This window comes from Romboutsia sp. CE17 (assembly GCF_012317385.1).
Classification (GTDB): domain Bacteria; phylum Bacillota; class Clostridia; order Peptostreptococcales; family Peptostreptococcaceae; genus Romboutsia_E.
In genome coordinates this window covers 2,300,971-2,316,033 of sequence record NZ_CP051144.1, presented here as the reverse complement: position 1 = coordinate 2,316,033, position 15,063 = coordinate 2,300,971, and the positions used below count along the sequence as shown (strand labels likewise).

Here is a 15,063-nt window from a genome sequence, read left to right as displayed (position 1 = left end):
GATGAACAATTTGTTCATCGCTTAGTTTTATTTGTTAATAAAATTTATTTTTAACTGTTTACTCAGTTGGCTCTTCTACTGGTTGATCAGTTGGAGGAGTAGTTGTACCTCCACCACTATTATCAGCTGGAGGAGTAGTTGTACCGCCACCGCTATTATCAGTTGGAGGGGTAGTTGTACCACCTTCATTATCATTAACTGGAGGTGTAACTGTACCTTCATCGGTATCATTAGTTGGAGGTTCTCCACCATCTCCAGCATTTTGATCGTTATTTTCTTCTTCTTCTTTTTCCTCTTCTTTTGGAGTTTGAGTAGTTTGCTGTGAGCTTACTCTCCTAGGAGCAGTACCATTTATAAATGCTGCACTAACTCCACTTGAAGATGTACCTCCATCTATTAAGTTAATCTTAGCAAAGTATACATTATCAGGTGCTGTAAACTTTGCGGCTAGTAAATTAGCATGAACTTGCTTCATAACCTTAGACCATAACTTTGCAGCAGATCCACTACTTCCAACAACTCCTTGACGAGGAATTGTTTTTTGAGTATTTGGATCTTTTTTACCTGCATCATCACCAATATAAGTTGCAGCTACATAGTATGGAGTATATCCAACAAACCATGCATCTAACTTACCATTAGTAGTACCTGTTTTACCAGCTACTTCTATATTACCACCTATAGAAGCTGAACCACCTATACCTTCAGTAACAACTGATTTTAGCATATCAGTTACAACATAAGCAACTTCAGGACTTACAACCTTATGTTCTTCAGGTGTAGATTTTACTAATAAGTCACCATCATAAGTTGTTATAGTTGTAAAAATTGTAGGCTCGATATATACACCATTATTTGCAAGTGTACCATAAGCAGAAGCCATTTCTAAAGGAGAAACACCATATGTCATACCACCTAGTGTTAAGGCAGGGAAACGTCTATCTCCTTCATTTATATCTCCAGTTTTACTATCTTTTAAAGATGTTATACCAAAATTCTTTAAGTAATCAAGCATGATATCAACACATTCTTCATATGTATCACCAAGCATTTCTGCTGTTTTTATGGCTATTGTATTTGAAGAATAAGCAAGTGCCTTACGTAGTGTCATGTAGCCACTTCCTGCTGTTGTAGTGGCTGGATTCCAACTATTATTTTGAGAGAATTGGTATCCTCCTCTAGCATCAGATAAAGAATCTGCTTGAGTTATTTTTAATGTATCTATAGCCGGTGTATAAACCGATAGTGGTTTTATTGTAGAACCAGGTTGTTGAGGAGTTGTAGCTCTATTAAGAGTTTTTCTTCCTTTTATATGTCTACCACCAACTAATGCTTTAATTTGACCTGTTTTATAATCTAAGATAACCATAGCAGATTGAGGTTGAAGTATTCCATCAGCACCTTCTCTGTTACCAGGAAAGTTATCATTATCATCATATTCATCTTCTAATATATCTTGCATATTAGAATCTATAGTAGTTTGTATATGTAATCCACCATTACGGAATAAGTTATCAGCTTCTTCAAAAGTATGACCTTGTTCCATTAAGGCATCAATAACTTCAGACTCTATAAGATCTTGAACAGATGATACTACAGTATCTTCTGTTTTAGGTAATTTTATTACAATTTCTGCCGCAACAGCTTCATCATGTTCTTCTTGAGTTATATAACCAAGTTCTAACATTTTAGCTAAAACAACTTCTTGTCTTTGTTTAGCCTTAGGGTTATTAACGGCCTTTCTAACTATTAATGTACCACTTTTAAGCTGATCATAAGTATCTTTGCCTATAAGTTTCCAATCATAATATAACTTATCTACCATATTTAATTCTACATCAGTTGGATCATCCCAACTATCATCAGTAGTATTTGTATAGAATAATAATGTATTCTCTAATTCTTCTTTAGTTTCACTACCATCTAATTTTTCACGATTATAAATTGCATATGCAACTGGATTTTTTGTAGAACCTGCAAGTAAAGCAGCTTCATGTAACTCTAACTTTTTAGCAGGTTTATCGAAGTATCCTCTAGCTCCAGCTTCTGCTCCAATAAGACCTCTACCTACGAAGAAGTTATTTAAATAAGCTTCTAATATTTCATCCTTAGATAAAGTTTTACTCATTTCATAAGCATAATAAATATCTTTTACCTTACGAGGTAAAGTTTGTTCTGTAGAAGTAAGTAGCATTTTTGAAACCTGCATTGGTATTGTACTACCACCTTGAGTTTTTCCTAGCAGTGTTTTAACTACAGATCTAGCTAGACCTTTAATATCTACACCATTATGATCATAAAAACGCTCATCTTCTATAGCTACTACAGCATTTTTTAGATGATCAGATATATCCTCAAGATCAACAGGTTCTTTTTTATTAGTACTAGGAGCATTAGATAATAAATCTCCATTAGCATAATAAATTTTTGTTGTTTGATAAGTTTTTTCATCTAATAGTGCTTTTGTAACAGGTTGAACATCTTTTAAAGATGAAAATACTAATCCTGTCCCAAGGGCAGCACCAACAACTAAAACTGCTAAAATGAATATACCAGTTAATCTAAAAAATCTAAATTTATCTTTTTTATTAGTATTTCTAGATTTAGCTCTACTATTACTTTTAGTAGAATTATTACTAGGTTTAGCAGTGTTATTAGAGGAACTAACCTTTTTTCTTCTTATTTTATTTTGATCTTCATTATTGCCATTGCTCATAAGTTAAACCTCCTTACTTAATGCAATATTATATCACATATATTATCATTTTTGTAAATTATAGATAAAAATGAACATAGTGTAACTTTCAGACAAAATAATGCGTTTAAGTATATTATATTAATTAAGCTATAAATTATCTATATACTTATTAATTATATTATTATTTTTAGCTAATATTATAAAATTTATGTTATAGGCAAGAATTCAATAACTAAACATAAAATATTATGGGGGTGATAATTTGGATAATATGAATGATTTTAAAAAGACTTCCATAGTATTTCTAATACTGTTTTTAATATCGTTTTTAGTTGGAAGCTTTATATACATAGATAGAACATTAAGACCAACTATAAAAGTATTAGCAGAAACAAAAGCACTAGAACTTGCAAATAAATCAATTAACAAATCTGTAGCAGAAGTAGTTAAAGGACAAATAAATTATAAAGATTTAATGAATGTTCAATTAGATTCTAATGGGAAAATAACTATGATTCAAGCTAATACTGTACTGATGAATAGTATAGCATCTGATGTAGCTTTAGAGATTCAAGATGAGTTAAAAAAGGTTAAATCCACAAGTTCATACATACCAATAGGAACTGCTTTAGGAAGCCCTATATTAGCAAAATATGGGCCACAGCTTAAGGTATCTATAGAACCAATAGGAACAGTTTCTATAGACTTTAAAACTAAGTTTGAATCATCTGGTATAAATCAAACTAGACATATTATATATATTGAAGCTAGCACAAAGGTAAGAGTTGTAATTCCTTTAACAACATCAACACAAGAGGTAAATGTTCAAATACCAGTTTGTGAAACTATAATAGTAGGAGATGTACCAGAAAGTTATGTTAATATACCAGAATCAGGAGTCCAAAGTATAATTCCAAATATAAATAACAATACTAACAAATAAAAACTTAATAAAAAATAAAAGGATATTTCTTATATAGAAACATCCTTTTATTTTTATTGTATATAAATATAGTTACTTTAATTATTTCTCATCCAACCAATAAATACACCATATCCAAGAGATGGGTCATTTTCAACTGCATGAGATATAGCACCAATTATTTTATCTCCTTGAACAATAGGAGTTCCACTCATACCTTGAACAATTCCTCCAGTTCTAGATAATAAATCTTTATCGGTAATTTTAATTTTAAAAGTTTTAGGACTAGGAGATCTTTGATTTTCAATAGCAATTATTTCTATATTATATTTTTGACAAACATTAGATTCATTTTGTAATATTATTTGAGCTTTTCCAAGTTTTACTTCACTAAGAGAAGCAACTTTATATTTTTTTAGATTAGAAACATCTAAATTATTTATAGTACCTTTAATTCCATAATTATTATTTGTTGTAAATTGACCTATACTATATTCACGTCTAGCATTTATAGCACCAACATTACCTTTAATTGATTTTTGTATAGTAATATCAGTTGTAGTTGAAATGGCTCCGTTTTTTATAGGTATTTTTCTAGAATTACCTATATTAATAGGATGTCCAACTGCACCAAATTCATTATTATCGCAGTCAATATAAGTTAATGTTGCAAAACCTGATATTAAGTTGTTAAAATTAATTTTTTCTAAAATTTCTTTACTAGAAATTAAGTTTAGGTTATTTCCATTTCTATTAACTAAGATAGAAACGTTGCTACCATTTGGTAAAGAATATAAAATAGATGAAAACTCACCATAATTACTTATAGTTTTATTATCTATTTTTAAAACTGAATCACCGACTTGTAGGGGGCAACCATCAACCTCATTTCTCACAATAATAGTTTTTAGCTCTGCATCAATTTGTAGAACATTACCCATTGGAACTAGGTAATCAGTATCCGTTTTTTCGTTGTTCTGTGCATAAATAAAACTATTTGAGAAAAAATATAAGCAAAATAACAAACATGAAAAAATTATAAATTTTGACTTAATCTTTAAATTTGGTAAATTCATAAAACACCTTCTTTCTGAATTTAAACTTTGATGATTAACGGTGCTTTAATATTATAGTTTACAGTAATTATTTTTTAATCCTTGGAAAAGAGATTCAATAAAACCGTACTTTTCAAAAAAAAACAAAGAATAATTATAATTGTTGATAATTCAATATATTAAAATAAAAAAGAAATAAAAATACTACAAATTTTTGAAATAAGTGTTTTTATTTCTTTTTAACTTTCCTTTTAATTACTTTTTTAATGCGAGTTCTATTTTTAGAGCTTTTATTCAAGCTAGTCATAGCCAAATCAGGTACCGGTGGTACAAAAATATCATCATATTCATTAGTATTACAACTTTCTACAGAACTAATAAGAGCAAGTTCGTCTGATAATACAGCAAAAAAAGTAGATAAGATATTTAAATCATTTAATGATAATTCTTCTCCTAAGGCTACAGCTAAGGTTGATGCTAAAACTATATAATCTACATATCCAAAACAACATAATTTTGACTTAGGTTGACTTTGATTATTATTAGAACTTGATAAGGCATCAGACTGTTTATTATAAGCATTAGTAATAGTAACAGCCTCACTATTTGGGATATTTTTTATACTATTATTTAAATTTGTTGAACTTCTTTTTTTAATCTTTTTTTTTATTTTTTTAGACATATATTTAGCATCACCTCCTAATCTTGGTGTATATAAATATATATGATTATGAATTGGAATAAAAAACTATGAAAAAATAAAAGTTAAAAAACTGGGGATAATAAAATCACATAGATAGCTTAATATAAAATTTAATTACATAAGGAAGGAGAAGTAGAATGAAAAAGTATAGAGTAATTATAATGGCTATAATAGCTATGGGAATAATACTTATTGGTACATCAGATCCACTAACTAGCTTTTATAAAACAACAGGTTTGATAATAAACGGAATGAATAAAGACTTAAAAGATGAAAAGTCAAACTCTAATACGAACAATTCAACAAAGGAAAATAATGAAGAAAAGAATAATTTATCAAAGGATAATTCTAAGTTTTTAATATGTATAGATCCAGGGCATCAATCAAAGGGCGATTCAAATCCAGAACCAGTGGCACCAGGATCAAGTTATAAAAAAGCAAGAGTGTCTTCGGGAACAGCAGGTGTTGCTACAAAAAAACCAGAATATGTTTTAAATTTAGAAGCATCTAAAATTTTAAAGCATATACTAGAAGATAAAGGTTACAGTGTGATTATGACTCGAGAAAGTCACGATGTAAATATAAGTAACAGTGAGAGGGCTATATTTGCTAATAATAAAAATGCAGACTTAGTAGTTAGAATTCACGCTGATAGCTTAGACAATTCTTCAAAAACAGGTGCATCAATATTAATTCCAGAAGAAGGTGGAAGATATACAGCTTCAATATATGAGGAGAGTAATAAATGTGCCGAGCTTATAAAGGGAAGTATGAAGAATTCAGGTATACAAATAAATGGAGTATTCCAAAGGGGGGATTTGACAGGATTTAACTGGTCTAAAGTTCCTGTAGTTTTAGTAGAAATGGGATTTATGAGTAATTATAATGAAGATCAAATGATGTCAAATCCTGATTATCAAAGAAAGCTAATGCAAAGTATAGCAGATGGAGTAGAGGAATATTTCAAAACTAGATGACATTAGGTGATATGAATGAAAGATGCATTAGAAAATGTCTATGCAGCAGCCTTGTCTAATACTTTTAGAATTGTGGCTCCAATAAAAAGGAATATAGTGAAAACAGACTGTGAAGTTCATTTATTTATACAAGAGAAAGCATTAAATATACTAAAAGTTAATGGATATGAAAATGAATATAACTTCTTTAAAATCTATATGCCACAAATTAATAAAGGTTTAGTATGGGCTGATCAAGACTTCAAGTGTTATCACCATTTTTATAATCCTAAACTACAAAAGGGTAAGTTTGGATATGATGATAATGCAATGACAGTAACTAAAAGTTACTATAATAGAGCAATTAAATACTTAAGCTTAGGATACTATGAAAGAGCAATGTTTTACTTTGGCGCAGCTTGCCACATAGTTCAAGACCTAACAATACCTCAACATGCAAAAGGAAAATTACTAGATAATCATAGACAATTTGAGCTATATGTTAAGGCAAATTATAAAAAAATGAAGCGATTTGCAAGTGAAGAAAGTCCAATAGTCCTTCAATCTATAGGTCAATATGTAGACTATAATGCAAGCCTAGGGCTAGACTTAGATTATATGTATAGGGATATTGACAATTTGACAACAAGATTTTACTTAACAGCAGTAAAAGCAATAACAATAGCTCAAAGAACATCTGCAGGATGCATGTTGATGTTATATAATAGTGTATTTAATAATTATTACTAAAATTATATAAATTTAAAGTTAATAAAATAGAAAGTTGAACAATATGGTAAAAATAAAAAACTCCTAATATTAGCAAAAATCAATTACTAAATATTAGGAGTTTTTTATTTTACATGATATTCTAAGAGCAAAAACTAGAATTATTAAGTAACTTCTATAATGCCATAAGAGCCACAGTATTTAACAAGCTCCATGGTTTATTAAAGTGAGGTTGGAAGAAAAAATCAGTTATAGCAAGTTCTTCAATAGTCATTTCATTTTGAATAACAACAGATAGAGTATTCATATATTGAGTTAAATCAATCTTAGATATAATTTGACCTCCAATAATCTTTCTAGTATCTTTATCATAAACTAATTTAAGTTTAGCTTCTTCAAAAGTAGGCATAAATTCAGGTCTATAATTATCAATAGCAGTAACTGAAGCAACATTTAAAGATGTAGTACTTCTAGCAACTTCTTCTGTAAGCCCAGTTGAAGCTATTGATAAATCATAAATTTTTATTCCTGAAGTACCTTGAGTACCCATATATTTTAAAGTTGGTTTAACTAAGTTTCTAGCAACTAAAGTTCCCATTCTAACTGCATTAGTTGCTAATGGTATATATCTATTTTCATTAGCAGGATTAAATCTAACAACACAGCAATCTCCTGCTGCAAAAACATCTTCTTTGCTAGTTCTCATATATTCATCTATTATAATAGCACCATTAGGAAGAGTATCTAATTTACCTTTTATCAAGTTAGTATTTGGTGCAAAGCCTATACATAATACTACTAAATCAGCCTCATATTCATTTTTATCAGTAATTACCTTAGAAACTTTTTTATCACCTTCGAATTTTTGAACTGTTTGACCAAGAGCTAATTTAACTCCTCTTTTAGTAAATTCAGCTTCAGCCACATCTGTAAAATCTTTATCTAAATATTTAGCCATTATCCTATCTTGAGAGTCTATAAGAGTTACATTTTTATTTTTTAATTCGAAAGCTTCTGCCAGTTCAACACCTATATATCCAGCACCTATAACAACAATATTTTTAGCTTCTTCAGATTTTTGTATTATAGTTTTGGCATGATCATAGTTTTTACAAAGAACTATATTTTCTAAATTGCCACCTTCAAATTTAGGAACAATAGGCCATGATCCTAAGGTTAAAACTAGTTTATCATAATTGTCTTCAAAAACATCGTCTGTAGTTAAGTTTTTAACTAATAATGTTTTACTATCGAAGTTTATGTCTAAAACTTCATGTTTCATATTAGTAATTATTCCTTGTGAAGCTAAGTTTTCCGGTGAATTATAGAATAATTTTTCTGGCTCAGTAACTATATTGCTAACACTAAGAGCTATACCGCAAGATAAAAATGATATATTATCATTTTTTTCATATATAGTTATTTGACTATCAGGATAAAGCTCCTTCATGTTTACAACACTAGCAGTACCAGCGTGTGTACAGCCAACTACAACAATTTTCATATTAACATACCCCCATAGATAATGTTTATAACACTAGAATTACTAAATTTATAAAATTACTTAGCAATATACATGTTTAAACAAAATAAATTTTTTATTAAATAACTTTTAGACTAAATATTTTTTGATAAAATATTAACATTATATTCATACCAAATATATTAAATTCAAAACAAAAATTAAGAATTTATTATTTTATTTTGAAATCATTTCATTATTAATCAGTATGTCAAAAATAATGGAGTATTCTTAATATAAGAAAAAAATAAATATAGTAGTAAATTTTGCTATGAATATTTCCTATACTTGATTTAAGATAAGAAAGAATATATTATAATATAAGATGAAAATTACAATTAATGAAGAGGTGGAATATGCTAGTCGTAGAGAATGTAAGTCATGGTTTCGGAGCAAGAACTATACTAGAGAATGTTTCTTTTAGATTAAAAAAGGGTGAACATATTGCTTTAGTTGGTGCAAATGGAGAAGGGAAATCAAGCTTTTTAAATATAATAACAAAAAAATTAATGCCAGATGCAGGTAATATAAAGTGGTCTTCAAGAGCTACAGTTGGATATTTAGATCAACATTCAGTACTTGCAAAAGGAAACTCTATAAGAGATATATTAAGAGATGCATTCAAACCAATGTTTGATTTAGAGCAAGAAATGATAAGTATGTACGACCAAATGGGAGAAGCTGATGATGATCAAATGGCGAAGCTTCTTGAAGGTACAGCAGAAATACAAACAATACTTGAAAATAGTGGTTTCTACATGATAGATGCAAAAATACAAGAAGTTGCTAATGGATTAGGTCTTGGTGATATAGGATTAGATAGAGATGTAACTGACTTAAGTGGTGGTCAAAGAACAAAGGTACTTCTAACAAAATTATTACTTGAAAATCCTACAATATTAATACTAGACGAGCCTACTAACTACTTAGATGAAGAGCATATAATATGGTTAACTAGATACTTACAAGAATATGAGAATAGTTTTATATTAGTATCTCATGATATACCATTTATAAACAATACATGTAATGTAATATATCATTTAGAAAACGGTGAGTTAAACAGATATAAAGGGAATTACGATGAATTCGTAAGATTAAATGAAATAAAGAAACGTCAAGAAGAAAGTGCTTACGAAAGACAAGTTGAAGAAAGAAAGAAACTTGAAGATTTCGTTGCTAGAAATAAAGCAAGAGTTGCTACTCGTGGTATGGCAAACAGTAGACAAAAGATACTTGATAAGATGGAAATCCTAGAAAGACCAAAAGAAAAGATAAAGCCTACATTTGAATTTAAGGAAGCTAGAGCAGCAAGTAGAATAATATTTGAAACTAAGGATTTAGTATTAGGATACAATGAACCTTTAACTAAGCCACTTAACTTCCAATTAGAAAGAAATAAAAAGGTTGCATTAAAAGGTATGAACGGTATAGGTAAGTCTACATTATTAAAGACTTTACTTGGAATAATAAAGCCTTTTGATGGAGAAGTTGAATTAGGAGATTATTTAGAAGTTGGATATTTTGAACAAGAAAGTTCAAAAGATAACTATAACACTCCAATGGATGAGGTATGGGCAGAATTCCCAGGACTTTCAAACTTTGAAGTTAGACAAGCACTTGCTAAATGTGGTTTATCAAATGAGCACATAACAAGTCAAATAAGAGTATTAAGTGGTGGAGAAGCAGCTAAAGTTAGATTATGTAAGATAATGCTAAAAGATATAAACTTATTAGTACTTGACGAACCTACTAACCACTTAGATGTGGAAGCTAAAGATGAATTAAAGAAAGCTATAAGAGAATTTAAAGGAACTGTAGTACTTGTATCACATGAGCCTGAGTTCTATATGGATATAGTAGATGATGTATGGAATATAGAAGATTTTACTACTAAAATTGTATAGATAGTGGAACATTTTCTTAGTTATTGACATATAGTGAGATTTTAAGTTAATATAATATCGATAGATAAGGGAGTAGTTGGCACACATTTTATTTATAATGATTTTGTGTGTAGTAAGGTCAACATACTGATGGAATTTTCCATCTGGCTTTATTTTGAATAATGAGACTTATCTACAGATATAGGGAATACTATGTCTGTAGATAGGTCTTTTTTTACGTCTAAATATGCAAATTTATTAGTTGTATGAATGAATCAAATTTTAATTTTGAAATTATAAATATTATTTTAAGAAGGAGACATAGTAAATGAGTTTATTTGAATTATTTGTATTAGCCGTTGGGCTATCTATGGATGCTTTTGCAGTTTCTGTTTGCAAGGGATTATCTATGAGAAAAATCACCTTAAAGAATGCTGGTATAGTAGGTATTTATTTTGGTGGATTTCAGGCAGGAATGCCTTTAATAGGGTACTTCTTAGGGTTACAGTTCAAAGATTATATAATGAGTGTTGATCATTGGATTGCATTTATACTTTTAGGATTCCTTGGCATAAAGATGATACAAGAGGCTATGAGTAAAGATGATGATGAAGATAATAAAATCGAAGACGAAAATGAAATGTTAAGTTTTAAAAATATGAGTATATTAGCAGTTGCTACAAGTATAGATGCTTTAGCAGTTGGTATAACATTAGCTTTTTTACAAGTTGATATAGTACCAGCAGTTTCATTTATAGGAATTATAACATTTGTTTTATCTATGGTTGGTGTTAAAATTGGTAATGTATTTGGTGTAAAATACAAGTCAAAAGCTGAACTTGTAGGTGGAATAATTTTAATCTTTATGGGTGTGAAAATACTTTTGGAGCATATAGGAATAATAGGCTAGATATTATAATTAGTGAAATATATAGTATTTTATTTAATATATAATTACTTGAGTTTAAGGTAAAATATTGAATTTATAATAAGTAACAATTTATAGTTAATAAATAATATATTCAATATTTTACCAAACTCAGAGTACATTATAGATATTCAAAAAATACTTTTAAATATAAATTTTATAATTTTGAATAATATTCAACAACTAAGATATCATTTATCTCAATTGGAACTTCATTTCTTTCTGGAATCTTAGTTAAAGTTCCTGAGAAAGAATTTATATCCTTTTCTAAATAAGGATATTGGCTAAGGGCATTACTTGAGAAGTTTTCTTTAAACATTGCATTATTTTGAGACTTAGCTCTAAGAGATATAACTTGTCCTACAGAAACACCATAAGAAGGTATATCAACTTTTTGACCATTTACTAAAATATGTCCATGAACAACCATTTGACGAGCTTGTCTTATAGAGCTTGCTAAACCAAGTCTATAAACTAAATTATCTAATCTACATTCAAGCATTTGAACTAGTGCTGTACCAGTAGATTCACTTGATTTTGTAGCTTTTTTTACATAATTAGAAAATTGTTTTTCTAACACCCCGTAATAAGCTTTTAATCTTTGTTTTTCAAGTAACTGAGTACCATAAGGTGAAAGCTTTTTATCAGCTCTAGAAGTACCTTTTGTTGCTCTATCCATTGCTTTTGGATGTCCACATACATTTAGTCCTAATCTTCTACATTGTTTAAATCTTGGTCCCATCATTTTTGCCATAATTATCATCTCCTTAAAAATTAAATTGCCGCGATAATTTTTAAGCCAAAATTAGTATATCATAAAAATAAAATTAATGCAAATGAAATTCATTATCAAAAGAAGAGGCCACGAATAAATCGTGACCTTTTGAAGAAGTTGTGTAATTTACACAAGTTTAAGCTGTGTAAAGTATTTTATGGCTAGATATACAATAGTATATATTTTTATTAGCTTTGAATTTTAAATTTACGTAATGGATACGTTATGAAATTATAACGGAGAATATTTTATCTTGCAGATATTATACAAAACCACTAATAAAATAATATAAAATGTATAATTTTAATCCAAAATAATGGAAGTAATCTTTAGCCTAAAATAAATATAACATATTTCAAAATAAAATGCAAATGAAATTCATTATCAAATATAAAAAATTTAAATAGAGATAAAATATGAAAATATATTAAAAATACAGTACAATGTAATGTAAGGATAGTAAAAAGGGGGAAATATGATGAATCAAGTAATGGAAATTCTTATTGGAATATGTTGTGTATTCTTAATAGGAATTTTAATTTCGTCTTGGAATACAATGAATAGATTAAAAAAGTTGAAGGTAAAAATTGTTGAAGAATATGGACAACCTATTGATATAAGTGAAGTTGATTTTAAGATGAATAGTGTAGCTAGCTACTTTGAAAATAAAATAATTAATAAAATTGATGATGGAGCAAATATTGTTGATGATATAACGTGGAATGATCTAAGTATGGATGATATATTTAAAAAAATAAATAATACTCAAAGTACTGCTGGTAGAGAGTTACTTTACGATATGCTAAGGCGAAGTTTAAATGATGAGGATAAATTAAGAAAAAGAGAAAATATAATAATTTATTTTGAAGAACATCCAAAAGAGAGATTTAATGTTCAGTACATTTTAGGAAAATTAGGATATAGTAGAGAACTTTATACTTCGAACTGTTTATTCAATGAAGACTATGATGGTAAAAATAAATTAATGAAATACAGAATTTTATCAATATTACCTTTAATAAGTTTGATACTAATATTCTTTGAGCCATTTTTTGTTTTAATTATGATAGGAACTGCACTATTAAATGTTTGTATTAGTTTGTATGATAAGAAAAAGAATTATAATACAGAAGGGTTTACATATTTAATAAAGGTTATTAATACTGCTAAAAAAATAAAAAAATTAAATATAAAAGAGATAGATGATAATCTTTTTGATATTACTGAAGACTTAAAGAAGTTAAGAAGAATAAGAAAAAAGAGTGTTGGATCTGATCCAAATTCATTGGTTTCTGAGTTGAATGTTTTAAGTGAATACACAAGTATGCTATTTTTATCTGAGCTTATTACTTATGAAAAGGTCAAGAAAAACATAATTAAAAATAAAAATCATTTAATAAATGTATTCGAATATGTAGGAATTATAGATGCTTTAATAGGTGTTGCATCATTTAGAGAAAGTTTAAACTATTTTGAAAAGCCAAACTTAGATAAAAGTAAAAATCAACACATACATGTAGAGTTTAGAGAATTGTATCATCCGCTTATAGATAATCCTATAGCTAACTCAGGCTTTTTTGATAAAAGTGCTTTAATAACAGGATCAAATGCCTCTGGTAAATCTACTTTTATAAAATCAGTAGCGATAAATGCAATCTTAGCACAAAGTATTTTTACTGTATGTGCAAAAGAATATTCATCTTCTTATTTTAAAGTATATACATCAATGGCATTAAAAGATGATGTTTTAAGTAAAGAGAGTTACTATATTGTAGAAATAAAATCTTTGAAGAGAATTCTAGATAGCATTGATGAGGATATACCATGCTTATGCTTTGTGGATGAAATTTTAAGAGGAACTAATACTATAGAACGTATTGCTTCGTCTAGTGAAGTTTTAAATAGTTTAAGTGAAAGTAATTGTATATGTTTTGCAGCAACACATGATATAGAACTTACATATATATTAGAAGATAAATTTTATAATTATCATTTTGAAGAAAATATAACTGATAATGATATTAAATTTGATTACAAGTTATATGAAGGTAGGGCACAAAGTAGAAATGCTATAAAGCTTTTAGGATTTATGGGATATAGTGAGGAAATAGTAAATAGAGCGCAAGATAAAGCGGAAAAATTTGTTTGTACAGGTAAGTGGTAATTAAATATGAAAATTGAAATGAAAAAAATTATAAACTTTATATTTTGTATATTTTTTAGCTTATTTATAATAGGTGGAAGTATTAGATTAACAGTCGGATTTAAAGAACTATACTATTTTGATATAGGATATTTAGAAATAGCTAGTAGCAATAATTTATCTGAAGATGAAATAAAAGAAAATTATGACTATATGATTGATTATAATCTAAATAAAATATCTGGGGAATTTAATTTACCTACAATAAAATCATCTATAGAGGGAAAGATTCATTTTGAAGAAGTAAAGGAAATAGTTCAAATGGTTGGAAAGTTATTAATGATATCATTAGTAATAACTATAATAGGAATAGTAATAAACCTAAAAAGTAAGGATATAGAATTTTTAAATTTAACATCAAAGTTGGTAATACTACTTCCTATTTTAGTAGCTATACCAATGTTAATAAATTTTGATAAGACATTTGTGATATTCCATGAAATAATGTTTGATAATGATTACTGGATATTCGATCCTTTAAAAGATCCTGTAATAAATATATTACCACAAGAGTTTTTCTTTCATGCAGGATTAATGATTGTAGTTTTAGTATTATTAAGCAGCATAATACTACATCTTTTATATAAATATTTAAAATCAAAAAAATTAAATATACATAAACAATAAGAACATACTATTAAAAGTAGATGAATATAATTAACTAATAAAAACTAAACTGATAAAAT

The 15,063-nt window shown here is 27.9% G+C and carries 12 protein-coding genes; 7 read left to right on the top strand and 5 right to left on the bottom strand.

Annotated features, from left to right (window positions below):
* Positions 1-58: 58 nt before the first annotated feature.
* A complete protein-coding gene (locus HF520_RS11105) occupies positions 59-2,716 on the bottom strand; it encodes a transglycosylase domain-containing protein (RefSeq protein ID WP_168574093.1) in 2,658 nt (885 codons plus the stop codon).
* A 253-nt stretch (positions 2,717-2,969) separates the two neighbouring features.
* Here HF520_RS11105 and yunB point away from each other — a divergent pair, with 253 nt between their 5' ends.
* Positions 2,970-3,641, top strand: a complete 672-nt coding sequence (gene yunB / locus HF520_RS11100; protein WP_168574824.1) for a sporulation protein YunB — start codon at positions 2,970-2,972, stop codon at positions 3,639-3,641.
* A 77-nt stretch (positions 3,642-3,718) separates the two neighbouring features.
* On the opposite strand, the gene HF520_RS11095 is transcribed toward yunB, so the two are convergent.
* Positions 3,719-4,696 (bottom strand): SpoIVB peptidase S55 domain-containing protein, encoded by a 978-nt coding sequence (locus HF520_RS11095; protein ID WP_168574092.1) that lies wholly within the window; start codon positions 4,694-4,696, stop codon positions 3,719-3,721.
* Between the two features lie 208 nt (positions 4,697-4,904).
* Positions 4,905-5,357 (bottom strand): hypothetical protein, encoded by a 453-nt coding sequence (locus HF520_RS11090; protein WP_168574091.1) that lies wholly within the window; start codon positions 5,355-5,357, stop codon positions 4,905-4,907.
* A 158-nt stretch (positions 5,358-5,515) separates the two neighbouring features.
* Between HF520_RS11090 and HF520_RS11085 the strand changes: the two genes are divergently transcribed.
* Together HF520_RS11085 and HF520_RS11080 are read left to right on the top strand one after the other, a co-directional pair.
* Positions 5,516-6,355: an N-acetylmuramoyl-L-alanine amidase family protein gene (locus HF520_RS11085; RefSeq protein WP_168574090.1), complete on the top strand. Its 840-nt coding sequence runs from the start codon at positions 5,516-5,518 to the stop codon at positions 6,353-6,355.
* 15 nt (positions 6,356-6,370) lie between these two features.
* Complete coding sequence (locus HF520_RS11080) at positions 6,371-7,084, top strand: zinc dependent phospholipase C family protein (RefSeq protein ID WP_168574089.1); 714 nt, start codon at positions 6,371-6,373, stop codon at positions 7,082-7,084.
* Positions 7,085-7,238: 154 nt separating this feature from the next.
* Here HF520_RS11080 and HF520_RS11075 read toward each other — a convergent pair whose 3' ends face one another.
* The gene (locus HF520_RS11075) at positions 7,239-8,567 is read right to left on the bottom strand and encodes an FAD-dependent oxidoreductase (RefSeq protein ID WP_168574088.1); all 1,329 of its coding nucleotides are present in this window, start codon (positions 8,565-8,567) and stop codon (positions 7,239-7,241) included.
* Positions 8,568-8,941: 374 nt separating this feature from the next.
* Here HF520_RS11075 and HF520_RS11070 point away from each other — a divergent pair, with 374 nt between their 5' ends.
* Positions 8,942-10,492, top strand: coding sequence for an ABC-F family ATP-binding cassette domain-containing protein (locus tag HF520_RS11070; RefSeq protein ID WP_168574087.1), 1,551 nt, complete (start codon positions 8,942-8,944; stop codon positions 10,490-10,492).
* A 307-nt stretch (positions 10,493-10,799) separates the two neighbouring features.
* Entirely contained in the window at positions 10,800-11,381 is a 582-nt protein-coding gene (locus tag HF520_RS11065; RefSeq protein WP_168574086.1) for a manganese efflux pump MntP, read from the top strand.
* Between the two features lie 175 nt (positions 11,382-11,556).
* On the opposite strand, the gene rpsD is transcribed toward HF520_RS11065, so the two are convergent.
* The gene (rpsD, locus tag HF520_RS11060; protein ID WP_168574085.1) at positions 11,557-12,153 is read right to left on the bottom strand and encodes a 30S ribosomal protein S4; all 597 of its coding nucleotides are present in this window, start codon (positions 12,151-12,153) and stop codon (positions 11,557-11,559) included.
* A 499-nt stretch (positions 12,154-12,652) separates the two neighbouring features.
* Between rpsD and HF520_RS11055 the strand changes: the two genes are divergently transcribed.
* Positions 12,653-14,338 (top strand): MutS-related protein, encoded by a 1,686-nt coding sequence (locus tag HF520_RS11055; protein WP_168574084.1) that lies wholly within the window; start codon positions 12,653-12,655, stop codon positions 14,336-14,338.
* Between the two features lie 6 nt (positions 14,339-14,344).
* Complete coding sequence (locus tag HF520_RS11050; protein WP_330586249.1) at positions 14,345-15,004, top strand: TIGR01906 family membrane protein; 660 nt, start codon at positions 14,345-14,347, stop codon at positions 15,002-15,004.
* The last annotated feature ends 59 nt before the right edge of the window (positions 15,005-15,063 follow it).

Excerpts from the sequence above, each read along its gene's own strand:
- HF520_RS11105 (WP_168574093.1), bottom strand. The coding sequence starts at position 2,716 with ATGAGCAATGGCAATAATGAAGATCAAAATAAAATAAGAAGAAAAAAG.
- yunB (WP_168574824.1), top strand. The coding sequence starts at position 2,970 with ATGAATGATTTTAAAAAGACTTCCATAGTATTTCTAATACTGTTTTTA.
- HF520_RS11095 (WP_168574092.1), bottom strand. The coding sequence starts at position 4,696 with ATGAATTTACCAAATTTAAAGATTAAGTCAAAATTTATAATTTTTTCA.
- HF520_RS11090 (WP_168574091.1), bottom strand. The coding sequence starts at position 5,357 with ATGTCTAAAAAAATAAAAAAAAAGATTAAAAAAAGAAGTTCAACAAAT.
- HF520_RS11085 (WP_168574090.1), top strand. The coding sequence starts at position 5,516 with ATGAAAAAGTATAGAGTAATTATAATGGCTATAATAGCTATGGGAATA.
- HF520_RS11080 (WP_168574089.1), top strand. The coding sequence starts at position 6,371 with ATGAAAGATGCATTAGAAAATGTCTATGCAGCAGCCTTGTCTAATACT.
- HF520_RS11075 (WP_168574088.1), bottom strand. The coding sequence starts at position 8,567 with ATGAAAATTGTTGTAGTTGGCTGTACACACGCTGGTACTGCTAGTGTT.
- HF520_RS11070 (WP_168574087.1), top strand. The coding sequence starts at position 8,942 with ATGCTAGTCGTAGAGAATGTAAGTCATGGTTTCGGAGCAAGAACTATA.
- HF520_RS11065 (WP_168574086.1), top strand. The coding sequence starts at position 10,800 with ATGAGTTTATTTGAATTATTTGTATTAGCCGTTGGGCTATCTATGGAT.
- rpsD (WP_168574085.1), bottom strand. The coding sequence starts at position 12,153 with ATGGCAAAAATGATGGGACCAAGATTTAAACAATGTAGAAGATTAGGA.
- HF520_RS11055 (WP_168574084.1), top strand. The coding sequence starts at position 12,653 with ATGAATCAAGTAATGGAAATTCTTATTGGAATATGTTGTGTATTCTTA.
- HF520_RS11050 (WP_330586249.1), top strand. The coding sequence starts at position 14,345 with ATGAAAATTGAAATGAAAAAAATTATAAACTTTATATTTTGTATATTT.